Origin of the sequence: Rodentibacter sp. JRC1 (assembly GCF_020521555.1) — a bacterium.
Taxonomy (GTDB): domain Bacteria; phylum Pseudomonadota; class Gammaproteobacteria; order Enterobacterales; family Pasteurellaceae; genus Rodentibacter; species Rodentibacter abscessus.
In genome coordinates, this window is sequence record NZ_BPWA01000001.1 from 2064670 (window position 1) to 2089979 (window position 25310).

The window sequence follows — 25310 nt, forward strand, 5'->3', positions numbered from 1 at the left end:
ATAAAACGGCGATGGCATTATTTAGCTTTGTTTAGTATGACACAATTTGCCTTTGCCGAACCGAACCAAAAAGATTTTTCCGTTCAAAATCAACCTTATTTACCTTCTGTAGATACGTTAAGATTTGAGGACGGACGGGATTATTTTTCTTATCAGGAACCCATCAAACAACCTTTACGGGCGGACAAAAAAATTCGTATTCAATTCTTTTTTGATTATGATTGTCGAGTCTGTTCGTCTGCACTGGATATTTTGGAACTTTATGCTCAGATACGCCCTAATAAAATTGCCTTGGAACAATATCCTGTCGCTACGGCAGAAAGCCAATTTAGTGCAAGGGTATTTTATACTTTAAAAATGCTAAAAGCAGATGAGATGTCAAGTGTGCTGTTATTTGAGTCTTCGGAAAAATCTCGCTACGAAGAATTGGCTTCTTCCGCTAAAATTCTAAAATGGGCGGAAAAAAAGGGGCTTGATAAGCATACCTTTTCGCAAATAAAAAATTCGGATTCAGTGAAAGAGCAGGTGCAAGATGCCGTTGAATTAACGGAGGAATATGGGGTATTTACTTATCCTTATGTTGTTATTGGCGGTAAATATGTGCTTACTGCCAGCACACTTTATAATGATGATTATGCCGTAGCGGTATTGGATTATTTAGTCGATAAATTAGAAAGGGAGCGTAAAAAATGAAAATCGGTATTGTCGGCGCAATGGCGCAAGAAGTTGAAATTTTAGCCGGATTAATGGAAGATAAAACGGAAACTCGGGTTGCAAGTGCGGTCATTTTTGAAGGTAAAATTAATGGTAAAGATGTCGCCTTATTACAATCGGGCATTGGTAAAGTGGCGGCAGCCCTAGGTACAACCGCCTTATTGCAACTCGCAAAACCGGATATGGTGATAAATACCGGTTCTGCAGGGGGAGTAGCAAAAGGGCTAAAAGTCGGCGATATCGTTATTTCTGATGAAACCCGCTATCATGATGCGGATGTCACGGCATTCGGTTATGAAAAAGGTCAACTTCCTGCTAATCCTGCGGCATTTTTATCGGATAAAAAATTGGCGGATTTAGCGCAAGAAATTGCGCAAGCACAAGGACAATCGGTAAAACGAGGTTTGATTTGTTCCGGTGATAGTTTTATCAATAGCGAAGAAAAAATCGAAGGTATTAAACTTAATTTTCCGGATGTAGTGGGCGTAGAAATGGAAGCAACCGCTATTGCGCAAGTATGCTACGCTTTTAATGTGCCGTTTGTGGTAGTTCGAGCTATTTCTGATGCCGGAGATGGTGAGGCCGGTATGTCTTTTGACGAGTTTTTACCATTGGCGGCGAAACAGTCTTCGACATTAGTATTGGGCATGTTGGATAGATTGTAGTTAATCGTTTATCAGGAGCAATGAGATGGGAATGATCATTACCGTTGATGGCCCGAGTGGTGCAGGTAAAGGCACGCTGTGTTATGCTTTAGCTGAAAAACTCGGATATGCCTTACTGGATAGTGGAGCAATCTATCGTGTCACGGCGTTAGCAGCGTTGAAAAGTGCGGTCGATTTATCGGATGAATTGGCGTTAGCAGAATTGGCGCGTAGTTTAGATATTCAATTTATACCGGAAGATGGTGAAGTGAAAATTGTGTTGAATGGTGAGGATGTAAGCCGGTTAATTCGTACTCAGGAAGTGGCGGATGCAGCGTCAAAAGTTGCAGTTTTTCCGCAAGTTCGTGCCGCTTTATTGCAACTTCAACAAAATTTCGCCAAAAATGACGGACTGATTGCAGACGGGCGGGATATGGGAACAGTGGTGTTTCCGAATGCGCAAGTGAAGTTATTTTTAGATGCTAGCGCGGAAGAACGTGCAAAAAGACGTTATAAACAGTTGCAAAATAACGGAATTAGTGGTAACTTTGCGCAGATTTTAGCCGAGATACAGGAACGCGATTTTCGGGATAGAAACCGTGAAGTTGCGCCTCTTAAACCGGCTGAAGATGCGTTGTTATTGGACAGCACAACATTGAGTATTGATGAAGTCATTGCTCAAGCGTTGAATTATATTCGGCAGCGTACAAACAGTTAGTTTTCGGTTTGTTCAAGGATGAATAAACATTTATTACCAACCCCACATATTATGGATAAAATGTGGATGTTATTAACTTTTAAAGAAGATTATTTATATGTCAGAATCTTTTGCTCAACTTTTTGAAGAATCATTAAAAGGTCTTGAAACTCGTCAAGGTTCAATCGTTAGCGGTACTGTAGTAGCTATCCAAAAAGGTTTCGTACTCGTTGATGCCGGTTTAAAATCCGAATCTGCAATTCCGGTTGCTGAATTTTTAAATGCACAAGGTGAACTTGAAATTCAAGTTGGCGACACTGTGAATGTGGCATTAGACGCAGTTGAAGATGGTTTCGGCGAAACTAAACTTTCTCGTGAGAAAGCGGTTCGTCACGAATCTTGGATCGAATTAGAAAAAGCTTACGAAGATAAAGCGACCGTTATCGGTTTAGTCAACGGCAAAGTGAAAGGTGGTTTCACAGTTGAGTTAAACGGTGTTCGTGCATTCTTACCGGGTTCTTTAGTAGATACTCGTCCGGCTCGTGACGCAGATCATTTATTAGGTAAAGAACTAGAATTTAAAGTAATTAAATTAGATCAAAAACGTAACAATGTGGTTGTTTCCCGTCGTGCGGTGATTGAGTCTGAAAATAGCCAAGAACGTGAACAAGTGTTAGAAAACCTTGTTGAAGGTTCAGAAGTTAAAGGTATCGTTAAAAACTTAACCGATTACGGTGCATTCGTAGATTTAGGTGGGGTTGACGGTTTATTACACATTACTGATATGGCTTGGAAACGTGTTAAACATCCAAGCGAAATCGTAAATGTAGGTGATGAAGTAACAGTTAAAGTATTAAAATTCGACAAAGATCGTACCCGTGTATCTTTAGGTTTAAAACAATTAGGTCAAGATCCTTGGGCTGCAATCGCTGAAAATCATCCTGTAAATAGCAAATTAACCGGTAAAGTAACTAACTTAACCGACTACGGTTGTTTCGTCGAAATTTTAGATGGTGTTGAAGGTTTGGTTCACGTTTCTGAAATGGATTGGACTAATAAAAATATCCACCCGTCCAAAGTGGTTAGTTTAGGTGATACCGTTGAAGTTATGGTATTAGAAATTGATGAAGAACGTCGTCGTATTTCTTTAGGTTTAAAACAGTGCAAACCTAACCCTTGGACTCAGTTCGCTGAAACTCACAACAAAGGTGATAAAGTAACAGGTAAGATCAAATCTATCACTGATTTCGGTATCTTCATCGGTCTTGAAGGTGGTATTGACGGTTTAGTACATTTATCTGATATTTCTTGGAATGTGTCAGGTGAAGAAGCGGTTCGTAACTATAAAAAAGGTGATGAAGTTTCTGCTGTAGTGTTAGCGGTAGATGCCGTTAAAGAACGTATTTCTTTAGGTATTAAACAACTTGAAGAAGATCCGTTTAATAACTTCATTTCAATCAACAAAAAAGGTGCGGTTGTTTCTGCAACTGTAGTTGAAGTAGATGCAAAAGGTGCTAAAGTTGAATTAATCGGTGGTGCTGAGGGTTACATTCGTACGTCTGACTTAACAAACGAAGTTGCAGTAGGCGATGTAGTGGAAGCTAAGTACACTGGTGTAGACCGTAAAGCCCGTATCGTTCATTTATCTGTAAAAGCGAAAGATCAAGCTGAAGAAGCGGCTGCAGTAGCAAGTGTGAATAACAAACAAGAAGAAGTTGCTATTCCAAATGCTATGGCTGAAGCATTCAAAGCAGCTAAAGGTGAATAATTAATTTATTCGGTAAGGCTGGGTAAATCCCAGCCTTTTTTTTAAAAGGGCTATTAATAATTTATCGTTGTAAAATAATGAATTATTAATAGGTCTTATTGTCGTAAGTGAACACATTGATAGGATAACAAAGGAGAAATACGATGACGAAATCAGAACTTATCGAAAATTTATCCGCCAAGCATCCCTCTTTATCAGCAAAGGAAGTTGAAGGCATCGTAAAAGATATTTTAGAGCTCATAGCTCAATCATTAGAAGAAGCTAATCGCGTAGAAATTAGAGGCTTTGGAAGTTTCTCGCTTCACTACCGCCAACCTCGTTTAGGTAGAAATCCGAAGACGGGTGAGACTGTAAAATTAGAAGCAAAATGTGTACCCCATTTTAAAGCCGGTAAAGAACTAAAAGAAAGGGTAGATGTATTCGCTTGAGAATAATGAAATAGCGGCACTTAGTGTCGTTTTTCATAGGAAATTTTGGCATAATAGAAAAAATTTTCTTAAAGGATTATCTATGATTAAGTACATTTTGGGGGTTATTATTGTTTTGGCTATCGTGCTTGTTGCAGTTACGGTAGGAGCAAATAATGATCAAATTATCACTTTCAATTATATTGTTGCAGAAAGCCAATTCCAACTTTCAACACTCGTTGCAATTTTATTCGGATTAGGACTAATTTTAGGTTGGCTTATTACCGGTTTTTTCTATTTAAAGTTGAAACTCAAAAATATGTCCTTGAATCGCCAAATTAAGCGTCAAACTTTACAAATTAATGAATTAACGACAACGCGTGATAAGGCTAAGGCTGAATAATGCTTGAATTACTCTTTCTGCTTTTGCCTATTGCTGCAGCTTATGGTTGGTATATGGGGCAGCGTAGCGCAAAAAAAGATCAGGAAGATATTAGCAACAAACTCTCCCGTGATTATGTCACGGGTGTCAATTTTTTACTTTCTAACCAAACCGATAAAGCAGTTGACTTGTTTTTGAATATATTGCAAAAACAAGAAACTGAAAACGAAATAGAAGGTCACTCTCAATTTGAAGCTGAACTCACCCTAGGTAATTTATTTCGTTCTCGTGGTGAAGTCGATCGCGCACTCCGTATTCATCAAGCTCTTGATCGCAGTCCTCATTATTCTTTTGAACAAAAATTGCTTGCAAAGCAACAGCTTGCTCGTGATTTTATGACCATTGGTTTTTTTGATCGAGCTGAAAATCTTTATATTTTATTAGTTGATGAACCTGAATTTGCTCAAAATGCATTACAGCAACTTTTACTGATTTATCAAAAAACAAAAGAATGGAAAAAGGCGGTTAATATTGCTGAAAAACTCGCTAAAATTAGTCCGCAAGAAAATAATATTGAATTAGCACAGTGCTATTGTGAATACGCCCAAAGTTTAACTGCTGAAAGTGCGGTTGAAAAACGTGGTATTTTACAAAAAGCCCTTCTTGTATCTTCAACTTGTGTTAGAGCTTCTATATTGTTAGCAGATTTAAATATTCAAGAAAAAGCATATCAACGAGCGATTAAAACATTGGAAAATGTACTTCATCAAAATTCTGATTATATTGGTGAAGTACTATCAACGTTAAAGCATTGTTATGAGGCATTGAATCAGATTGAAAATTTTGAATTATTTTTAATTCGTGCCGGTCAACAAGTAAAAAATGATGATGTTGATTTAGTATTAGCCGAATTGATTGAAGAAAAAGACGGTAAATCCGCAGCACAAGCTAAACTTTACCAACAATTAACGAAAAAGCCGAGTACACTTATTTTTCACCGTTTTATTCAATATCAAATTGATGATGCAGAAGAAGGCAGAGGAAAGGAAAGTCTTATCTTACTTCATAAAATGGTGGGAGAGAGAATCAAACAGAGCGCAGCTTATCGCTGTTCAAACTGCGGTTATCAAATTCACAAATTACTTTGGAATTGCCCATCTTGCCGTCATTGGGAAAGTATTAAACCATTGTCTTCACAAGAACATAATTAAAAGATACACAGAGAGGTAAAAATTATGACTAATAAAGTTATTGTCGCCCTTGATTATGAAACGGAAGCGGAAGCGCTTGCACTAGTTGATCAAATTGATCCTAGCTTATGTCGTTTAAAAGTCGGAAAAGAGATGTTTACGACTCTCGGGACAAATTTTGTTAAACAACTCCATCAACGTGATTTTGACGTATTTCTTGATTTAAAATTCCACGATATTCCAAATACAGTGGCAAGAGCGGTACGTTCAGCTGCTGATTTAGGCGTATGGATGGTGGACGTGCATGCAAGTGGCGGTTTAAAAATGATGGAAGAGGCGAAAAAAATTCTTGAGCCTTATGGTAAAGATGCGCCACTTTTGATTGCCGTAACGGTTTTAACCAGTATGGAAGATTTAGATTTATTGCAAATTGGTATTAATGCCTCACCAATGGAACAAGTACTACGTCTTGCTCATTTAACTCAACGCGCAGGATTAGACGGTGTGGTTTGCTCTCCGCAAGAGGTTGAAATTTTACGTAATACTTGTGGTTCGAACTTTAAATTGGTTACACCGGGAATTCGCCCTATTGGTGCGGATTTTGGGGATCAACGCCGAGTAATGACGCCGGCAGCTGCGATTCGTTCCGGTTCGGACTATTTAGTCATTGGCCGTCCGATCACACAGGCTGAAAATCCGGCAGAAGTGCTTCGCTCAATTAAGGCTTCAATTGAATAATAGTTATGTCGGATTCTATTTTGGTCTATTCCACAGAAAGTGGGCGTATTAAACAAGAAAAAGTACAATCATCACGTCCTAAAGGAGACGGCATTGTTCGTATTCAAAAGCAGACAAGCGGTAGAAAAGGAGCCGGTGTTTCAGTCATTACAGGATTGGAACTTCCTGATGATGAATTGAAGAAACTTGCAGCAGAATTGAAGAAACGTTGCGGTTGTGGCGGTTCTATAAAAAACGGAGTAATTGAAATTCAAGGTGAAAAAAGGGATCTGCTTAAAACTTTATTAGAGGCAAAGGGATTTGTTGTCAAATTAGCCGGCGGCTGATTGATATGCTTATAAGAGGGAAATACCGAGCATTGCTCGGTATTTTTGTTAGTGCCAATATGCCAATAACATTGCTCCAATGAAGCAACTTAGAGCAAGAATAAAAAAGTGCGGTCGATTTTTCGATTGTTTTTTGCTGAAAAATTTTGCCGCGAAAATAATGTATAACACTAATAGCCCCATCTTTCCAATCAGCCATAAAGGAAGTTCAAATTGCCAAAGAGAGAGGATATAAACGCCACTGGCAAGTAATACTGTGTCGCTGATATGAGGTAAAATCTTTAGTAATTTTACGGCTCGCCAATCTTTATGGGTTAATTGCATAAACGCACGAATGACTAATAAGCTTAAACTTAAAAATGCAAATAAAATGTGTAGGTTAATTAACATAGCTACCCTTAGTTAATATTTTGAATAGTAGGATCATCTTGATGCACTGCCAATAAATTAATTCCCATTGGGAAGAATTTATAATTAAGTGGCGCAAGCAAATTGATAATTTCTTGTTGATTAGATTTTAATATTTCAATCGTCATAATAGGCTTATGTCGTTTAATTGATTCTAATGCACCGGTTAATACGCTAAGTTCCATTCCTTCTACATCAATTTTGATGAAATCAATTCGTTCAAGTTGTAACGAATCAATACTTATTAGTGGAACTTTCTGTGTTTTTTGATAATCAACGATTTGACCGATATTTTCATTCGTCGGACTAGATTGTAATTCTAAGCTACCAAATGATGAAGGCCTATTGTAATCAATGATAGGAATGTCTAACATTGGCTGGCTGGCTGGCTGGCTGGCTGGCTGGCTGGCTGGCTGGCTGGCTGGCTGGCTGGCTGGTATTAGGATTTCCTAATGCGCCATAGATTGCTTTTGCATTAAAGCAGTTATTTAGTGCAATATTGCCGGCTAAGGCATAGTAAATTCGCTCCTGTGCTTCGAAAGCGATTACGTTTCCCCATTCCGTCATTTCAATACTCCAAGGAATGGTATGCGCTCCGATATTGGCACCACAGTCTAATGCGACCACATTATCCCCAAAATATTCTCGGCGAAGATTAAGAATCGTCAGCGCATTTTGTATTTCTTGAGGATCGAAAGAGCCTGTGGACAGGAATTGATGTCCGACTCCATAAGTATGTCCTGCCAAATTAGTTTGCTTATCAAGGTGGTTAACAATTAAGGTACCGAAGTTGGTTGAGCTTAACACAAAAGGTTGTGGTCTGGTGATATGTTTCATTATTTAATCCTATAATTTTAAGAAAAGGCTTAGTTTAGCACTAAGCCTTATTAATAAATTATTTCGCAATCCGTTTATATTTAATACGGTGCGGTTGAACGGCATCAGCTCCAAGGGTTTTCTTTTTCCATTCCTCGTAGTCGGAGAAGTTGCCTTCGTAGAAAGTAACTTTGCCTTCATCGCCGTAATCCAAAATGTGGGTAGCGATACGGTCTAAGAACCAGCGGTCGTGGGAGATCACCATTGCACAGCCCGGAAATTCTAAGATCGCATTTTCTAGGGCTCGTAAGGTTTCCACGTCAAGATCGTTGGTTGGTTCGTCTAATAACAACACATTACCACCACGTTGCAAAAGTTTGGCAAGGTGTAAACGCCCACGTTCACCGCCCGAAAGTTCGCCCACCCGTTTTTGTTGATCGACCCCTTTGAAGTTAAAACGCCCTACATAGGCACGGCTTGGGATTTCAAAGTTGCCAATAGTGAGCACATCTTGCCCGTTAGAGACTTCTTCCCAGACGGTTTTTTTGTCGTCCATTGCATCACGGAACTGATCCACAGAAGCCAACACTACCGTTTCACCAAGGGTAATTGAACCGTTGTCGGGCTGTTCTTTGCCTGAAAGCATACGGAAAAGGGTGGATTTCCCCGCACCGTTTGCCCCGATAATACCGACAATCGCCCCTTTGGGAATGGAGAAGGAAAGATCGTCAATTAACGTGCGGTCGCCGTAGGACTTGGTTAAGTTTTGCACCTCAATTACTTTATCGCCTAAGCGTGGGCCGGGTGGAATAAAGAGTTCATTGGTTTCGTTGCGTTTTTGGTATTCGCCTGAATTGAGTTCATCAAAACGTGCCATACGAGCCTTGCTTTTCGCTTGGCGACCTTTTGGATTTTGGCGTACCCATTCTAATTCTTTAGCGATGGATTTTTGGCGGGCGGATTCAGCCGCTTGTTCTTGTTCAAGGCGTTTTTCTTTTTGTTCTAGCCAAGAAGAATAGTTACCCTCCCACGGAATGCCCTCGCCACGGTCAAGCTCTAAAATCCAACCTGCGACATTATCTAAGAAGTAACGGTCGTGGGTAATCGCCACGACAGTCCCTTCATAATCGTGTAAGAAACGCTCAAGCCACGCCACTGATTCTGCATCCAAGTGGTTGGTTGGCTCGTCTAACAATAACATATCGGGCTTTTCAAGTAATAAACGGCAAAGAGCGACACGGCGGCGTTCGCCCCCTGAAAGATGCTCAATTTTTGCCTCCCAATCGGGCAAACGCAGTGCATCAGCGGCACGTTCAAGCTGATTGTCTAAATTATGCCCATCGTGAGCTTGGATAATCGCTTCTAAGTTAGCTTGTTCGGCAGCAAGTTTGTCGAAATCCGCATCAGGATCGGCATAAAGTGCGTAAACTTCATCAAGGCGAGTGAGAGCATTTTTTACCTCAGAGACCGCTTCCTCAACCGCTTCACGCACGGTTTGGGTTGGCTCAAGTTTTGGTTCTTGCGGAAGATAGCCGATTTTAATCCCCGGCTGTGGGCGTGCTTCGCCCTCAAATTCTTTATCAACCCCTGCCATAATGCGAAGTAGGGTCGATTTCCCTGCTCCGTTTAAACCAAGCACCCCGATTTTTGCGCCGGGGAAAAAGCTCAGTGAAATATCTTTTAAAATGTGTCGCTTCGGTGGAACAACCTTGCCGACACGGTGCATTGTATATACAAATTGCGTGGACATAATTACCTTTTTTATTAGTTAAAAAGTGCGGTCATTTTACTTGAAGTTTATTAATTTGCCTAACATTCCAAAAATTTTTAGGCAAAAAAAACCACCCGAATCGGGTGGTAGGAAAGTAGTTTAGCTATATTTATGATTATTTATTTAGGAACTTTATGAATATCAAGCAATCACTTGACGGAGCGGGATAATACAGAAAATTTTTTGATGAGAAAACCGTGATAAAACAATTGTTTGATATATGTCAAAAAAATTGAGAGATATTTTCATTTTTAATTAAAAGAAATCAAGAAATTGATTGTGGTAGAATGCCCCACTTTGGTGTGAATATAAATAATAAAGGAGGATTCATTGAGAAAGTTTTTCTTACTTTTTTTGGCTTGGATACCACAGGTAATGGCGCACCCCCATGCGTTTATTGATATGAAGATTAAACTCCTGGTGAATGAAGAGAAACTGACAGGATTTCGTATGCAATGGCGGTTGGATGAGGCAAGTTCATCAGAGATGCTGTACGACTTAGCTCTGGCGGAAGGTGATGCCACGGCTAAGCAACGTTTAGTGGATGATGTGATGAAAAACGTGGTAGCAGAACATTATTTCAGCTATTTTTTTGATAAGAATAATAAGAAAATTAAGTATAAATCCACGCCGAAAAACTACGGTATGCACGCACAAGGCACTTATTTAGAGTATTATTTTGATGTCTTATTGGCGAGTCCGCAAAAATTGGCGGCTAATCAGTTTATGTTGATGACTTATGACAAAACCTATTATGTGGCGATGTTGTATCCCGAACCGGTTCGGCAATCAGTAGATTTTTCTGCGTTACCGGCAAATTGTCAGGGAAAACTGATTGAACCGAATATTGATGAAAAATGGCGAAGTTATGCGATGTCATTAGATAAATCACAGCGCGATACAGATAATTCACTTGGTGCAATGTTTGCGCAAACCATAAAAATTCAATGTGAGTAATATTATGATAAAGAAATGGGGTATTTTGCTCGCAGCGGTTTTAATTGCCGCGGTTGTCTTTCCTTATTTATTCGTTAAAGTCGTGGAATGGCAACGGGTATTTAATCAGTTTATTTCGGTAAATTTACATCAAATCAAAGCGCATTCCGATACGGCAGGTTTTACACTCATCGTCGTGAGTTTTTTATACGGTGTTATTCATGCGTTAGGACCGGGACACGGTAAATTTATTATCGCCGGTTATCTTTCAACACATCAAAGCCAATTGAAAACCAGTATGCTGCTCACTTTTTTATCTTCATTAATGCAAGGTTTAGTCGCTATTACTGCTACTACGATTGTTGTCGTGATACTCCGACTTTCATCACATTATTTTCAATTGAGTCAGCTTTGGTTGGAACGAGTGGCGTTTTTGCTTTTATTCATTTTGGGGATGCGCTGGATTTATCAGGGAATAAGAGGTTGGCGTAAGAAAAATATTGTGTCACATAAATTGCAAATTAAATCCGTACAACAATTTTCTCTGCTAAAACAAAGTGCGGTAAAAAATCCACGTGTTTTTGCACCGATAAAATCTACGGCTTCTTGTTCATGCGGGCATCAGCATTTGCCGAGTGATTCGCAATTACGGCAAGCAAATGATTGGAAAGCGAAATCATTGGTGATTTTGAGTATCGGTATGCGCCCTTGTTCCGGGGCGATTTTCGTTTTGTTTTTTGCCTATATGTTAGATCTTTATTGGTGGGGCGTGGTGGCAACACTTGCAATGGCATTAGGTACGGGCTTGATGTTATCGGCATTTGCACTATTGGTGCGATATATTCGTTCACATGCAATCAAATTAGCACAATGGTATCGTTCACCGACTTGGGTGGAAAAAAGTGATGTTATGCTGAAATGTATAGCGGGGGCGATAATGGTATTTTTTGCGCTTAGCCTATTGTACGGCACGACATTATCGGCAACAGGCGGTGTTGTGCTCTTCCGCTAAAAAAATAAAGCCTATCAACAGATAGGCCCAAAACTCTTTTGGTTTGTAATTTAGGATTCGTCAAAGGAGACAAACGAAAACTAAGCCAAAAGAAAATTGGCTCCTCCTGCTGGACTTGAACCAGCGACATATGGATTAACAGTCCACCGTTCTACCGACTGAACTAAGGAGGAATAAATTCTTGTATTACAAGGAATTGGCTGCGCATTCTAATGATCAGAATATTACTTGTCAATGGATAAAAATAGAAAATTCAAAAAAATTATCTGATTTGTTTTTCATTTTTCTATCCACAAAACCTGTGGATAACTTTGTGGATTAAATTGAACTTGAGATCAGAGAATACCGATAAATACTGGGGATTTGGGATATGGAATAAAAATTGGTTGTAAAATAGCATTTCCTTATTTTTCAATATGTTAGATAAAGTCCAGTAAAAAAATTGAAAATTTTTACTGATTTTTTATGCTTTTTCTCTTGACAGCGCTAACACTGTGTAAAACTTACCTTTTTCCCTCAACTGGAGAGTGAAATATGCTAGAATAGCACCAACAAAAACTTATTAAATTTTAACCGCACTTTTTATGACAGAAAAAATTAATAGTAAACCTTTTATTCTTCACTCAGATTTCAAACCTTCGGGTGATCAACCTCAAGCGATTGAAAAACTCGCAGAAAATTTAGATGATGGGCTGGCTCATCAAACATTACTAGGGGTAACGGGATCCGGTAAAACATTTACCATCGCCAATGTGATTGCAAAACTCAATCGCCCGGCAATGTTGCTTGCACCGAATAAAACCCTTGCGGCACAGCTTTACGCCGAAATGAAAGCGTTTTTTCCTGAAAACGCAGTGGAGTATTTCGTTTCTTACTATGATTATTATCAGCCGGAAGCCTATGTGCCGAGCAGCGATACTTTTATTGAAAAAGATGCTTCTATCAATGATCAAATCGAACAAATGCGTCTTTCGGCGACAAAATCCTTTTTGGAACGCCGCGATACGATTGTGGTGGCATCGGTTTCCGCCATTTATGGTTTGGGCGATCCCGATAGTTATTTGAAAATGATGCTGCACTTGCAGCAAGGGGCAATTATTAATCAGCGTCAAATTTTGGCAAAACTGGCGGAATTACAATACACTCGCAACGATCAAGCTTTTCAGCGCGGAACTTTCCGTGTACGTGGTGAAATTATCGATATTTTTCCTGCCGAATCGGACGATATCGCCATACGTATTGAGTTATTTGATGATGAAATCGAGCGTTTGAGTTTATTTGATCCGCTTACCGGACAGGGATTGGGGAGGGTGCCACGTTATACGGTGTACCCGAAAACGCACTATGTAACACCGCGTGAACGTATTTTAGACGCGATTGAAAAAATCAAAGCGGAATTGGTGCAACGCCGTGAATATTTCATTAAAGAAAATAAATTGCTGGAAGAACAACGAATTAGTCAACGTACGATGTTTGACATTGAAATGATGAATGAGCTTGGCTATTGTTCCGGTATTGAAAATTACTCGCGCTATCTTTCCGGTCGAAATGAGGGCGAGCCGCCTCCGACTTTGTTCGATTATATGCCATCTGATGCGATCCTCATTATTGATGAGTCTCACGTTACCGTGCCGCAAATCGGTGGAATGTATCGTGGCGACCGTTCACGTAAAGAAACTTTGGTGGAATACGGTTTCCGTCTGCCATCGGCGTTGGATAATCGTCCATTACGTTTTGAAGAATTTGAACGACTTGCACCACAAACGATTTATGTATCTGCAACTCCCGGCCCTTATGAATTGGAAAAATCCGGTGATGAAATTATCGATCAAGTTGTGCGACCGACAGGTTTGCTCGATCCGGAAATTGAAATTCGTCCGGTTTCGATTCAGGTGGATGATTTACTTTCCGAGGCCCGTCAAAGAGCGGATAAAAATGAACGTGTTTTAGTCACTACGCTAACAAAAAAAATGGCGGAAGATCTTACCGATTATTTAGATGAGCATGGCATTCGTGTGCGTTATTTGCACTCGGATATTGACACTGTAGAACGCGTAGAAATTATCCGAGATTTGCGTTTGGGGGAATTTGATGTGTTGGTCGGAATCAACTTACTCCGTGAAGGTTTGGACATTCCGGAAGTTTCATTAGTGGCAATTCTTGATGCGGATAAAGAAGGTTTTTTACGTTCGGAACGCTCGCTTATTCAAACGATTGGTCGTGCGGCGCGAAATTTGAACGGAAAAGCGATTCTGTATGCGGATAGCATCACAAAATCAATGGAAAAAGCCATCACGGAAACCAATCGCCGCCGTGAAAAACAAATGAAATACAATAAGGAACAAGGCATCGTTCCACAAGCATTAAATAAAAAAGTGGGGGAATTACTTGATATCGGGCAAGGCGCTACAACCAAAGGAAAAAGTAAATCACGCAGTAAAATCATTGCTGAACCGACCGCACTTTACAATGCACCGAAAAATGCAAAAGAATATCAACAGCAGGTCAAAAAATTGGAACAGCAAATGTATAAATTTGCACAAGATTTGGAATTTGAAAAAGCCGCCGCGATTCGAGATCAGCTCCATCAGTTGAGAGAAAAATTTGTGATGAGTGAGTAAAAGTGCGGTCAATTTCTTTGATGTTTTCAAACTCATTCGAAATTGCCCGCACTTACTTTGATTACTAACCTATAATTTCGGATAATGCGACTTTACGATTTTCATAACGCGAACGGGTGCAAGCGTCTGCTGTCGCAATAGCAGCGCGTGCAGCCTCACCGGTTAACAGTTTTTCAAACTCTGCGCTAGGCTGCATACCATGCATGATATCGTTTAGATATTTCATTTCTTTTTTCATAATTGAACTTAGCCACATTGGGGTGCGTTTGCCCGGTTTGCCATATTGAATGGCTCCATCCATTTCTGTGCTGTTATAAATACGGGCTCGATCATCATCTTCTTCTTGGCTTTCGTGAACGAGAAAATAAGTGTCTTTTCCATCTACACGTAAAGTGCCTTTGGTATTATACATATCAATTTTAATTGCCCCTTTCTCTCCTTGGATTAACACATAATGTTCTCCCCAACGAAATGCAGATCCCCATTCAAGCACTGCAAAACGGTTATCTTCATATTCCATAGTGACAAAAATCATATCGTCTTCATCACCAAATTTTTTGCCATTATGTGCAACATTAGCGGCTGCCATTGTTACGGTTTTCGGCATGCCGCCCATTAAAAATTGAACGCAGTCAAGTTCGTGAATATGGTGGTATAAGTGTCCTCCTGATTTTTCACGAATTTTTTTCCAAGATATCGTCGGTTGTTCTTCTTCCCAACCGTTGCGAGCAGTATGACAATAAAGCACTTTACCGATGACACCTTGATTAATTAATTCTTTCGCATGATGAACACCGTTGAAGAAATTCATTACATGACCTGCCATAAATTTCACACCATTTTCGTCACAAGCACGAACCATTTCATCGCAATCTTGATAATTTAATGCGATGGGTTTTTCACAGAAAACGTGTTTTTTGTTTTTTGCGGCTAGTAAAACAGGTTCTTTGTGTAGGTAATTTGGCGTTGCGACAATGACGCAATCAACTTTAGGAGATGTGACCAATTCTTCCAATGAATCGGCAGCTTGACATTGCAATTCTTCGGCAATAGCCTTGCCATTCTCCGGATCATATACATATGAAATATGCGCATCTTCCAGTTCATTCATAAAACGAGCCAGTTCTGCACCAAAATAACCTACACCTACAACACCGTAATTAATCATATTGGACTCCTTATTTGAGTTAATTTTTGAGGGTAATGCGTTTTTCAACAATCATTGAGTATTTTGCCGCTTCTGCAATTTCAATTGAGTCGGCAAGACATTGACTTAAGGGGGAAACGGTTTCATGGCGTAAATGTTTTACTACATCAAGCGCTTCAATTTCTGCAGCACGACTTAACCAAAATGGACAGAGTGTGTGGGGTTGATTGTATTGCTGAGTTCCTTTTGAACTATCACGTAAAGATAAGTCGGCTTCAAATTCTTCATATAAATCATAATGTTCTGTTTTACCGTCTGCATAAGTGAAGGTTACGCTGGAAGTGAAAAAATTAATATCAATGATCCCTTTTTCTCCGTGAATTTGTATTCCCCATTGGTGTTGGCGATAAGCCGTTCCTATTTCTAAAGATCCAAGAGCACCGTTTTTAAAGTGAAAAAGAAGTTGAATAATATCGCGGTTATCGGGTGTATCTTTGTGAGCAATATTGGTAGATTGAGCATAAACGGATGTTATATTCCCTACCAGCCAACATAATAAATCTAATTCGTGAATTAAATGAAAAAGTTCACCGCCGGTTAAATTAGTATCAAGCTTCCACCATTCTTTATTACTTAAGTTTTCAATCCAACGTTGGCGTACGGCTCGTATAACAGTGAGTTGACCGAGTTGGTGATTTTCTAACACTTGCTTAACACGTAATAAACCGGGAAGTGTGCGTTCTAAATATCCGATAAAAATTTGGCGATTTTTTTCTTTTGCTAAATGAATTAAATGCCGGCAATGGGAAGAGCTTAAAGCAAAAGGTGTTTCGATAAAAATATTGCAGTCGGCATTAAGTGCAAGAAGAGCCGGTGAGTAGTGGGCGTAATTAGGCGTCGCGATAACAACAAGTTCCGGTTTACTATTATTTAGTAATTCTTCGGTGCTAAGAAAAACGCGACTTTGATATTGCTGAGCCAATTTATCTGCAAGAGCCGGATTGATATCTGTCACAGCAATTAAATTCGCGCCGGCTTTATGAAATGCAGAAGCAAGTTGTGAGCCAAAAAATCCACAGCCGATTAATGCGATATTAAGCTCCTTATTCATTTTCTTCTCCTTGTAATAAACGTTGTCTAATTCCTTTGAAATAGTGCAAAATAGCGAGTTGCATTCGTACAAGATCGCGTGTTTCAACCGCATCGATTAACTCTTTATGTAACATCGCCATTTGAGGAGCTGAAAGTTGCATTTCCGGTAAATCTTTTTCTACTTCATGATAAATCTGCCAAAATGCATCTAAATACTGTAACAATAGAGGATTATTAAGAGGTTCATAGAGTTCTACATGCAAGCGATATTCATCTTTTGGTGAAAATTTTTGGTTCTTCGCATTTTTTTCCATATTGGTTATATATTTTTGAAGTGCGGTCACTTTTTCATTGGTTATTTTGGCAAGAACCATTGGTGCAAAGCCATATTCTAAAATTTCTCGAATATCTAAAATATTGATGAGCTGATTCAAATCTGAACGCAAATTAAGTTGAGTATGGAAACTCAAGCCACGAATCATTGGTACTAATGAGGATTCACTGACAAAGGTGCCAATGCCATGTTTAATATCTACAATATGTAACGCTTCAAGAGATTTAATGGCTTCTCGTAAGCTGGAACGGCTTACATTAAGTAATTCAATTAATTCGTTTTCTGTTGGCATTAAATCGCCGGATTTTAAATTTCGTTTAATGATTAATGCTTTAATTTTGTCTTGCAGCTCAAGGCTGGCTTCTTTTTTATTCATTGTTTTCATTTTCTATTTTTCTTACCTGATTGAATACTTTCTTTCAAATTTGTGATCTGGTTCTCATTCTTCTTTCATTCACTTGATTGACATAAGACATCATACGTCTTATCTTTGTTTATGCAAGCAGAAAATAGTAGTAATTTAAAATTCTGTGATCTCTTCCACAAATTTCTACTCGTATAAAGGAGGTTACTATGGCAAATACGTTACCATGGTACAAAGAAGTAAGTCCCATTCAGAAAAAAGCATTATTTGCAGCATGGCTAGGGTATGTTTTCGATGGCTTTGATTATATGTTGATCACTTATGTGCTTTTGGATATTCAAAAAGAATTTGCTATGACGACAACGGAAACTTCAACGTTATTATTGGCGGCTTTCGTTGCTCGTCCGTTAGGTGGGGCGATTTTTGGCAGTTTTGCAGATAAATATGGTCGCCGTTTGGCGATGATTGTTTCAATTTTGGTCTATTCGGTTGGAACATTTTTGTGTGGTTTATCTACCGGTTATATTTGGCTTTTCATATTTCGTATGATTGTTGGCATGGGAATGGCAGGGGAATATGCTTGCTCTTCTTCTTATGCTATTGAAAGTTGGCCGCAACATCTGCGCACCAAAGCCAGTGCGTTTTTAGTCAGTGGTTTTTCTATTGGAAATATTTTAGCTTCCCAAATCATTCCTTGGATTGCGGCTGCTTATGGTTGGCGGATTGCGTTTTTCATTGGTTTGGCACCAGTTATATTGGTACTCTATATACGTCGCCATGCTCCGGAAAGTGAGGAATGGGCTACCGCAAAAGCGGAAGGAAAAGTGAAGAAAGTACCATTGGCGCAGTTATTTTCGAAAAAGCAATTGCCAATAACACTGATCGTCTTCTTCGTTTGTTATTCAATTTTTTCGGTAAATTGGCCGGTAGTAGGGTTATTGCCACTTTACTTAAAGGAGAATGGCTACGCCGAAAGTGTAAAATCATTAATGTTTTGGGCTGGATTTGGCATTCTCATTGGCACGCTGATTGCCGGATTTATAGGTGATAAATTAGGTGAAAAGAAAACATTTGTTTATAGTTTATTACTTTCTCTTTGCTTCCTTTTCCCTGTGTTCTATTTACCGAAAAATAATGAGTTTACACTTGGGATATTATTATTTTTCTTACTTGCAACAAATTTGGGCATCGCCGGTTTAGTACCGAAATATATGGCTAAATTTTTCCCAACGGAAATGCGAAGTACCGGGATTGGATTCATTTATAACTTTGCAGCTATTGGTGGTGGGATAGCTCCGGTTATCGCTGCCGCATTGAGTGAACGTGTGGGCTTAGGGTCGTCTTTGGTTTATGTCACACTATTTTGGACGTTATTATTAGTGGGATTAGTCGGACTAAGAATTCCTGAGCGTGTTCAAGAACATACAAAAAATAAATAGTATCTATCAGAAAGACAAAGTGCGGTCAATTTCTTCGGTATTATGTATCGGTTGCACAAAGAGAATTTTATCTCTTATATCTCTTAGAGTAAGGTGTGTTAGGCAAAGCCGTAACGCACCATTACATAATGTTGAAAATATCAGAAATTTTAACCGCACTTTGTTCCAGCTTAAAAGAAAAATCCCCATTCAACGAATGGGGACTTAAATATGGTGCGACTAGCTGGACTCGAACCAGTGACCCCCACCATGTCAAGGTGGTGCTCTAACCAACTGAGCTATAGTCGCGTCAAACGCAGCGGATGATAAACAGTTTTTTCTATAAAGACAAGTGATTTTCTCTAATGTTTGTTATGAATGATAAAAAATTAACCAAAATGACTCGTTTGGAAGTTCATAACTCTTTTTGATTTTGGCTTTTTTTCAGCGTATAATGCGCGCCGACTGGCTTCACCCGAAATGTTCGGGTGAATTTATTTAAAATATAAATATTGACGGAGCAGAATTAATGTCTAGAAGACTAAGAAGAACGAAGATTGTATGTACTATGGGGCCTGCGACTGATCGCGATAACAATCTTGAAAAAATTATTGCGGCGGGTGCAAACGTTGTACGTATGAATTTCTCACACGGTACGCCTGAAGATCATATCGAACGTGCCGAACGTGTTCGTTCTATTGCAAAAAAATTAGGTAAAACCGTGGCGATTTTAGGCGATTTGCAAGGGCCTAAAATCCGTGTTTCTACTTTTAAAGATGGCAAAATTTTCTTAAATGTGGGTGATAAATTTGTTCTTGATGCAGAATTACCAAAAGGTGAGGGTAATCAAGAAGCTGTCGGTTTAGATTATAAAACCCTTCCGCAAGATGTTGTTCCGGGTGATATTCTTTTATTAGATGATGGTCGTGTTCAACTAAAAGTGTTATCTACCGAAGGGGCGAAAGTCTTCACCGAGGTAACAGTCGGCGGTCCATTATCGAATAATAAAGGTATCAATAAATTAGGCGGTGGTTTATCCGCTGATGCACTCACTGAAAAAGATAAAGCGGATATTATCACTGCCGCACGTATCGGTGTTGATTTCTTAGCGGTTTCTTTCCCTCGTTCAAGTGCAGACTTGAACTATGCGCGTGAATTGGCACAGCAAGCAGGCTTAAATGCAAAAATCGTGGCAAAAGTTGAGCGTGCAGAAACCGTTGTTGATGATGAATCAATGGATGATATTATTTTGGCATCAGATGTCATTATGGTTGCTCGTGGTGATTTGGGGGTTGAAATCGGTGATCCTGAATTGGTTGGCGTTCAGAAAAAATTAATTCGTCGTTCACGTCAGTTAAACCGTGCGGTAATCACAGCGACTCAAATGATGGAGTCAATGATTAGTAATCCTATGCCAACCCGTGCGGAAGTAATGGACGTTGCGAATGCTGTATTAGACGGTACTGATGCAGTAATGCTTTCTGCAGAAACTGCTGCGGGTCAATATCCTGCTGAGACAGTTGCGGCAATGGCGCGTGTATGTTTAGGGGCAGAAAAAATGCCTAGTGTGAACGTATCCCGTCACCGTATGGATAAAGAATTTACTGATATTGAAGAAGCCGTTGCAATGTCCGCAATGTATTCTGCAAACCATATGAAAGGTATTGCTGCAATCGTTGCGTTAACCCATACCGGTCGTACGGCATTGTTAATGTCCCGTATTAGTTCAGGCTTACCAATTTTTGCTTTATCCCGTAATCAAGAGACGTTGAACCTTTGTTCTTTATATCGTGGTGTAACGCCGGTATTCAGTGATGTTGAATCTCGTAGCGCAAATGGCGCTCAAGCGGCAATTGCGTTGTTAAAAGAAAAAGGTTACTTAAATTCAGGTGACTTAGTGTTATTGACTCAAGGCGATGATTCAATCAAACACACTAATGTATGCCGTACTTTAATTGTCGAGTAGTCAGTTAGTTTAATTAAAAGAGCGGTGGATTTTCCACCGTTTTTTTATGATTTGAACGGTATTATCTAGCTGTTACATAAGTCATTATTTTAAAATGAACATAGGAACACCATACTTGGTGTTCGGTTTATTATTCGCTTATCTTTATTTCGGTATCTTCCCTCATTTCATTTTGTGATCCCTATCACAATATCTTGTAAAACCAGTTAAAAAACGCTACCAAGTTTTATTGGAACAATGGTACATTTAACGCTGTTTGGCTTTTGTCATTTACAGGAAGAATGGATGTATATTCGTTCAACACAATCATTAACCCAACCATCAAACCGAGGTAAACAGTATGTTAATTGGTGTACCAAGAGAACTGCTTGATAATGAAAGCCGTGTGGCGGCAACGCCGAAAACGGTTCAGCAGATCCTGAAATTGGGCTTTGACGTGATCGTGGAACACGATGCGGGCTTTAAAGCAAGTTTTGAGGATCAGGCATTTTTAGATGCAGGCGCGAAAGTCGGCTCGGCAGCTGAAATTTGGCAATCGGATATTATTTTTAAAGTAAATCCGCCTACGGATGAGGAAATTGCCCAAATGAAAGAAGGGGCAACCCTCGTAAGCTTTATTTGGCGTGCGCAAAATCCGGAATTAATGCAAAAACTCACAGCGAAGAAAATTAATGTTCTTGCAATGGACGCCGTGCCACGTATTTCACGAGCGCAAGCTTTAGATGCATTAAGTTCAATGGCGAATATTTCTGGTTATCGTGCTGTTATTGAAGCTGCACATGAATTTGGCAGTTTCTTCACCGGTCAAATTACGGCGGCGGGTAAAGTACCTCCGGCAAAAGTATTGATTATTGGTGCAGGCGTGGCAGGTTTAGCGGCAATTGGTGCGGCAAATAGTTTAGGTGCGATTGTGCGTGCATTTGATTCGCGTCCGGAAGTGAAAGAACAAGTGCAGAGTATGGGGGCCAGCTTCTTAGAAATTGATTTCAAAGAAGAGGGGGGCAGCGGAGACGGTTATGCGAAAGTGATGTCGGAAGAATTTAATCGCCGAGCGATGGAGCTTTATGCGGAACAAGCAAAAGAAGTGGATATTATCATCACCACTGCTGCAATTCCGGGTAAACCTGCACCACGTTTAATTACCAAAGAAATGGTGGATTCGATGAAACCGGGATCCGTGATTGTCGATTTAGCGGCGGCAACGGGCGGTAACTGTGAATACACACAAGCAGGTACTGTAGTAACAACAGAAAATCAAGTAAAAGTGATTGGCTATACGGATTTCCCAAGCCGTTTACCAACACAATCTTCCCAACTCTACGGCACAAATTTAGTGAATTTGTTAAAACTTTTGTGTAAAGAGAAAGATGGCAACATTAATATCGATTTTGATGATGTTGTGTTGCGTGGTGTAACCGTGGTTCGTGATGGGGAAGAGATTCCGCCGGCACAAATTCAAGTCTCTGCTCAACCGAAACAAGAATCAAAAACAACGGCACCGGTTGCGGAGAAAAAAGAAGTGAAACCGTTAGATCCGCGTGTGAAATATGGTGTGATGGCCGGAATCGGTGTGCTTTTCTTATGGCTTGCTTCTGTCGCACCGGCAGCATTTTTATCACACTTTACGGTGTTCGTGTTAGCTTGTGTGGTGGGATATTATGTGGTTTGGAATGTAAGCCATGCGTTACACACGCCATTAATGGCAGTAACCAATGCTATTTCAGGCATCATCATCGTTGGGGCGTTATTGCAAATTCGCCAACCGACAGGAAACCTCTTTATTGATCTTCTTGCGTTTATTGCAATTTTAGTAGCGAGTATCAATATTTTTGGTGGTTTCCGCGTGACACAACGTATGTTAGCAATGTTTAGAAAAGGTTAAGGAGAGCGCAATGTCTGAAGGTTTAGTACAGGCTGCGTATATTTTAGCAGCATTACTTTTCATTATGAGCTTAGCGGGGCTTTCTAAACACGAAACCGCAAAAGCAGGTTGTTGGTTCGGCATTGTCGGTATGACAATTGCATTGATTGCAACGATTTTCGGGCCTCATTCCGAAGGGACATTCTGGATCATCATTGCGATGATTATTGGCGGAGTGATCGGTGTTCAACGCGCATTAAAAGTTGAAATGACAGAAATGCCGGAACTTGTCGCCATTTTACATAGCTTTGTTGGTTTAGCAGCCGTATTGGTTGGTTTTAATAGCTATGGTTTACACCATGAAGCGGTTGTTCCTGAAAATTTGGATGCGGCAGCGCAAGCTGCGTTTATCGCAGAACAAACGATATTAAGTAACATTCACAATGTAGAAGTGTTTCTTGGAATCTTTATCGGTGCGGTAACTTTCACCGGCTCTGTCGTGGCATTCGGCAAATTAAGTGGCAAGATCAACTCTAAAGCACTAATGTTGCCACATCGTCATAAATTAAATTTAGCGGCTATCGTGGTGTCCGTATTGCTTATGATCGCATTCTTAAGAAATCCGGAAAGCATTTTCCCTGTGTTATTAATGACTGCGATTGCATTAGCATTCGGTTGGCACTTGGTTGCTTCTATCGGTGGTGCGGATATGCCGGTCGTGGTTTCTATGCTTAACTCCTATTCCGGTTGGGCGGCTGCGGCGGCTGGTTTTATGTTGAACAATGATTTACTCATCGTAACCGGTGCGCTTGTCGGCTCTTCCGGTGCAATCCTTTCTTACATTATGTGCAAAGCGATGAATCGTTCATTTATTAGTGTTATTGCCGGTGGCTTTGGTAATGATGTTCAAGTGTCTTCAGATGAAGAACAGGGCGAACACCGTGAAACCACAGCCGAAGAAGTGGCGGAATTATTGAAAAATGCAAGTTCCGTTATTATCACACCGGGATATGGTATGGCGGTCGCGCAAGCTCAATATCCTGTTGCGGATATTACTGCGAAATTACGTGAACGTGGCGTAAACGTCCGCTTTGGTATTCACCCGGTTGCCGGGCGTTTACCGGGGCATATGAATGTCCTTTTAGCGGAGGCGAAAGTACCTTATGACGTGGTGCTTGAAATGGACGAAATCAACGATGATTTCGCAGATACCGATGTGGTATTGGTGATCGGTGCAAATGACACTGTCAACCCTGCCGCAATGGAAGATCCGAACAGCCCGATTGCCGGAATGCCGGTATTGGAAGTTTGGAAAGCACAAAATGTGATCGTATTCAAACGCTCAATGGCGGTAGGATACGCCGGTGTGCAAAATCCGTTGTTCTTCAAAGAGAATACACAAATGCTCTTTGGTGATGCAAAAGATCGTGTTGAAGATATTTTAAAAGCACTTTAAAAACATCGTAAAAAATGACCGCACTTTGGGGGAAAAGCAAAGTGCGGTTTTTTTATCTAATGCTACAACCGCACAAACCTTACCCCGCTATGTTGTAATAATAATTTCATGGGATCTTCATCGGTTGTAGCGGTTTTTTCTTTTAATTCGATTAATTTCATTCGTAAATGCGCCAGTTCGTGAATGCGTTTTGCAATATCTTTAATATGTCGATCCAGTACTTTATTCATTTCTTCCGAACGTTGTTCACTTTGATTTTCCAATGAAATTAGCGTTTTAATTTCCTTTAGCGACAAATCCAAACTGCGACAATTACAAATAAAAGAAAGGCGTTGTATGTGTTCGGTATTATATTTCCGAAAATTACCTGTTGTGCGTTGCGGGGGAGGGAGCAAACCTTGTTTTTCATAGAATCTAATGGTTTCTACGGTACAATTTAATGCTTTGGCAAGTTGACCTATTCTCATTAATTTTTCCTAAAAATTTGCTTGACTATGAAGTTACTTCATATTTTATCATAGGCAAAAATTTCACAGAAAGGAGAAAAAATGAAATTAAAAAAAATGATGCTGGGATTGACCGCACTTTTGGCTTTTTCTGCAAACGCTCATAATGTTTGGCTTGAACCTACTTCAGTACAAGGTGAATATGTAATGAAGTTTGGTCATTTAGAAACCGAAACCTACCCAAAGCATAAAATTCAGTCTATTCAAATCTTAAATTCTCAAGGAAAATTGACCGCACTTGACTATGAATTTAAGCACGATGAGTTTAAAAATGGTGAAGCCTATTTAATGCCAAGATCCGATATCGTATTTATTCAATTCAATAACGGTGTATGGTCAAAATTGCCGAGCGGTAAATATGTGGAAAAAACAAAACGTGAAGAGCCTACCGCAGAATTCAGCACTAACCCGATAAAACTTGGCAAAGCCATTTTAAAATGGAATGAACAAGCCTTCAAAGCGCATAATGTTACCTACGAATTAATTCCGCAAGCCAAAGCACAAGCCGGTAAGCCGCTTTCAATTTTAGTGTTGCATAAAGGAAAACCGGTACAAGGTATTAAAGTAGGCTTAGGAGAAGATGCGCCCTTCAATTTAACCAATGAAAAAGGTATTGCAGAATTTATGCCAAGCAAAGGGTATAACAAAGTTTGGGCGGAATTTGCCGAAAAAGTAGATAACCCTGACTATGATCGCCGTTCTATCGAATATATGCTGACTTTCGATGCGCAATAAA

25 protein-coding genes and 2 tRNA genes are annotated in these 25310 nt (G+C 39.8%); 17 read left to right on the forward strand and 10 right to left on the reverse strand.

Features of this window, described 5'->3' with window-relative positions; translation table 11 throughout:
* Positions 1 to 36: 36 nt before the first annotated feature.
* From HEMROJRC1_RS09400 to yciH, 9 genes are all read left to right on the forward strand, one after another.
* Positions 37 to 693 carry a thiol:disulfide interchange protein DsbA/DsbL gene (locus tag HEMROJRC1_RS09400; protein ID WP_226692661.1) on the forward strand — a complete coding sequence of 219 codons (657 nt, stop codon included), beginning with the start codon at positions 37 to 39 and terminating at the stop codon, positions 691 to 693.
* Positions 690 to 1379: a 5'-methylthioadenosine/adenosylhomocysteine nucleosidase gene (locus HEMROJRC1_RS09405; protein WP_226692662.1), complete on the forward strand. Its 690-nt coding sequence runs from the start codon at positions 690 to 692 to the stop codon at positions 1377 to 1379. Before HEMROJRC1_RS09400 ends, HEMROJRC1_RS09405 begins: the two co-directional genes overlap by 4 nt.
* 25 nt (positions 1380 to 1404) lie before the next feature.
* Positions 1405 to 2076: a (d)CMP kinase gene (cmk, locus tag HEMROJRC1_RS09410; protein WP_226692663.1), complete on the forward strand. Its 672-nt coding sequence runs from the start codon at positions 1405 to 1407 to the stop codon at positions 2074 to 2076.
* A 97-nt stretch (positions 2077 to 2173) separates the two neighbouring features.
* Positions 2174 to 3823: a 30S ribosomal protein S1 gene (gene rpsA, locus HEMROJRC1_RS09415; protein WP_226692664.1), complete on the forward strand. Its 1650-nt coding sequence runs from the start codon at positions 2174 to 2176 to the stop codon at positions 3821 to 3823.
* A gap of 143 nt (positions 3824 to 3966) precedes the next feature.
* The gene (locus HEMROJRC1_RS09420) at positions 3967 to 4251 is read left to right on the forward strand and encodes an integration host factor subunit beta (RefSeq protein WP_226692665.1); all 285 of its coding nucleotides are present in this window, start codon (positions 3967 to 3969) and stop codon (positions 4249 to 4251) included.
* 82 nt (positions 4252 to 4333) lie between these two features.
* Entirely contained in the window at positions 4334 to 4633 is a 300-nt protein-coding gene (locus HEMROJRC1_RS09425; protein WP_226692666.1) for a LapA family protein, read from the forward strand.
* Positions 4633 to 5823 carry a lipopolysaccharide assembly protein LapB gene (gene lapB, locus HEMROJRC1_RS09430; RefSeq protein WP_226692667.1) on the forward strand — a complete coding sequence of 397 codons (1191 nt, stop codon included), beginning with the start codon at positions 4633 to 4635 and terminating at the stop codon, positions 5821 to 5823. The genes HEMROJRC1_RS09425 and lapB overlap by 1 nt, the downstream gene beginning before the upstream one ends.
* A 24-nt stretch (positions 5824 to 5847) precedes the next feature.
* Positions 5848 to 6540, forward strand: a complete 693-nt coding sequence (gene pyrF, locus HEMROJRC1_RS09435) for an orotidine-5'-phosphate decarboxylase (protein ID WP_226692668.1) — start codon at positions 5848 to 5850, stop codon at positions 6538 to 6540.
* A 5-nt stretch (positions 6541 to 6545) separates the two neighbouring features.
* Positions 6546 to 6866: a stress response translation initiation inhibitor YciH gene (yciH, locus tag HEMROJRC1_RS09440; protein ID WP_226692669.1), complete on the forward strand. Its 321-nt coding sequence runs from the start codon at positions 6546 to 6548 to the stop codon at positions 6864 to 6866.
* A gap of 48 nt (positions 6867 to 6914) precedes the next feature.
* Here the strand turns inward: yciH and HEMROJRC1_RS09445 are convergent, their stop codons facing one another.
* Genes HEMROJRC1_RS09445 through ettA form a run of 4 tightly spaced genes read right to left on the reverse strand, consistent with a single transcriptional unit; the run spans position 6915 to position 9840 of the window.
* Positions 6915 to 7256 (reverse strand): SirB2 family protein, encoded by a 342-nt coding sequence (locus HEMROJRC1_RS09445; protein WP_226692670.1) that lies wholly within the window; start codon positions 7254 to 7256, stop codon positions 6915 to 6917.
* 8 nt (positions 7257 to 7264) lie between these two features.
* Positions 7265 to 7648: an FkbM family methyltransferase gene (locus tag HEMROJRC1_RS10885; RefSeq protein WP_255618276.1), complete on the reverse strand. Its 384-nt coding sequence runs from the start codon at positions 7646 to 7648 to the stop codon at positions 7265 to 7267.
* A complete protein-coding gene (locus HEMROJRC1_RS10890; RefSeq protein ID WP_255618277.1) occupies positions 7626 to 8111 on the reverse strand; it encodes an FkbM family methyltransferase in 486 nt (161 codons plus the stop codon). The genes HEMROJRC1_RS10885 and HEMROJRC1_RS10890 overlap by 23 nt, the downstream gene beginning before the upstream one ends.
* Positions 8112 to 8169: 58 nt before the next feature.
* Positions 8170 to 9840 carry an energy-dependent translational throttle protein EttA gene (ettA, locus tag HEMROJRC1_RS09455; protein ID WP_226692671.1) on the reverse strand — a complete coding sequence of 557 codons (1671 nt, stop codon included), beginning with the start codon at positions 9838 to 9840 and terminating at the stop codon, positions 8170 to 8172.
* Between the two features lie 396 nt (positions 9841 to 10236).
* Between ettA and zevA the strand changes: the two genes are divergently transcribed.
* Complete coding sequence (gene zevA, locus HEMROJRC1_RS09460) at positions 10237 to 10818, forward strand: zinc transporter binding subunit ZevA (protein ID WP_374707303.1); 582 nt, start codon at positions 10237 to 10239, stop codon at positions 10816 to 10818.
* Between the two features lie 4 nt (positions 10819 to 10822).
* Entirely contained in the window at positions 10823 to 11809 is a 987-nt protein-coding gene (gene zevB / locus HEMROJRC1_RS09465) for a zinc transporter permease subunit ZevB (protein WP_374707295.1), read from the forward strand.
* A gap of 97 nt (positions 11810 to 11906) precedes the next feature.
* On the opposite strand, the gene HEMROJRC1_RS09470 is transcribed toward zevB, so the two are convergent.
* Positions 11907 to 11982 (reverse strand) — tRNA-Asn (locus HEMROJRC1_RS09470).
* Between the two features lie 411 nt (positions 11983 to 12393).
* On the opposite strand from HEMROJRC1_RS09470, the gene uvrB reads away from it, so the two are divergent.
* Positions 12394 to 14430 carry an excinuclease ABC subunit UvrB gene (uvrB, locus tag HEMROJRC1_RS09475; protein WP_226692673.1) on the forward strand — a complete coding sequence of 679 codons (2037 nt, stop codon included), beginning with the start codon at positions 12394 to 12396 and terminating at the stop codon, positions 14428 to 14430.
* A gap of 64 nt (positions 14431 to 14494) precedes the next feature.
* On the opposite strand, the gene HEMROJRC1_RS09480 is transcribed toward uvrB, so the two are convergent.
* The 3 genes from HEMROJRC1_RS09480 to HEMROJRC1_RS09490 are packed head-to-tail and all read right to left on the reverse strand — an operon-like array spanning position 14495 to position 17379.
* On the reverse strand, positions 14495 to 15598 hold the full coding sequence (locus HEMROJRC1_RS09480) for a Gfo/Idh/MocA family protein (RefSeq protein WP_226692674.1): 1104 nt from the start codon (positions 15596 to 15598) through the stop codon (positions 14495 to 14497).
* A gap of 19 nt (positions 15599 to 15617) precedes the next feature.
* Positions 15618 to 16688 carry a Gfo/Idh/MocA family protein gene (locus tag HEMROJRC1_RS09485; RefSeq protein ID WP_226692675.1) on the reverse strand — a complete coding sequence of 357 codons (1071 nt, stop codon included), beginning with the start codon at positions 16686 to 16688 and terminating at the stop codon, positions 15618 to 15620.
* Positions 16681 to 17379: a FadR/GntR family transcriptional regulator gene (locus HEMROJRC1_RS09490; RefSeq protein ID WP_226692676.1), complete on the reverse strand. Its 699-nt coding sequence runs from the start codon at positions 17377 to 17379 to the stop codon at positions 16681 to 16683. Before HEMROJRC1_RS09490 ends, HEMROJRC1_RS09485 begins: the two co-directional genes overlap by 8 nt.
* Positions 17380 to 17576: 197 nt before the next feature.
* Between HEMROJRC1_RS09490 and HEMROJRC1_RS09495 the strand changes: the two genes are divergently transcribed.
* Entirely contained in the window at positions 17577 to 18806 is a 1230-nt protein-coding gene (locus tag HEMROJRC1_RS09495; RefSeq protein ID WP_226692677.1) for an MFS transporter, read from the forward strand.
* A 211-nt stretch (positions 18807 to 19017) separates the two neighbouring features.
* Here the strand turns inward: HEMROJRC1_RS09495 and HEMROJRC1_RS09500 are convergent.
* Positions 19018 to 19094 (reverse strand) — tRNA-Val (locus tag HEMROJRC1_RS09500).
* A gap of 220 nt (positions 19095 to 19314) precedes the next feature.
* On the opposite strand from HEMROJRC1_RS09500, the gene pyk reads away from it, so the two are divergent.
* The 3 genes from pyk to pntB all read left to right on the forward strand — a co-directional run bounded on the left by pyk (position 19315) and on the right by pntB (position 24068).
* Positions 19315 to 20751 (forward strand): pyruvate kinase, encoded by a 1437-nt coding sequence (pyk, locus tag HEMROJRC1_RS09505; protein WP_226692678.1) that lies wholly within the window; start codon positions 19315 to 19317, stop codon positions 20749 to 20751.
* A 340-nt stretch (positions 20752 to 21091) separates the two neighbouring features.
* Positions 21092 to 22633, forward strand: a complete 1542-nt coding sequence (gene pntA, locus HEMROJRC1_RS09510; protein WP_226692679.1) for a Re/Si-specific NAD(P)(+) transhydrogenase subunit alpha — start codon at positions 21092 to 21094, stop codon at positions 22631 to 22633.
* A gap of 10 nt (positions 22634 to 22643) precedes the next feature.
* Positions 22644 to 24068 (forward strand): Re/Si-specific NAD(P)(+) transhydrogenase subunit beta, encoded by a 1425-nt coding sequence (gene pntB / locus HEMROJRC1_RS09515; protein ID WP_226692680.1) that lies wholly within the window; start codon positions 22644 to 22646, stop codon positions 24066 to 24068.
* A 62-nt stretch (positions 24069 to 24130) separates the two neighbouring features.
* On the opposite strand, the gene HEMROJRC1_RS09520 is transcribed toward pntB, so the two are convergent.
* Entirely contained in the window at positions 24131 to 24535 is a 405-nt protein-coding gene (locus tag HEMROJRC1_RS09520) for a MerR family transcriptional regulator (protein WP_226692681.1), read from the reverse strand.
* 81 nt (positions 24536 to 24616) lie between these two features.
* Here HEMROJRC1_RS09520 and HEMROJRC1_RS09525 point away from each other — a divergent pair, with 81 nt between their 5' ends.
* Complete coding sequence (locus HEMROJRC1_RS09525; protein ID WP_226692682.1) at positions 24617 to 25309, forward strand: DUF4198 domain-containing protein; 693 nt, start codon at positions 24617 to 24619, stop codon at positions 25307 to 25309.
* Position 25310: the final 1 nt, after the last annotated feature.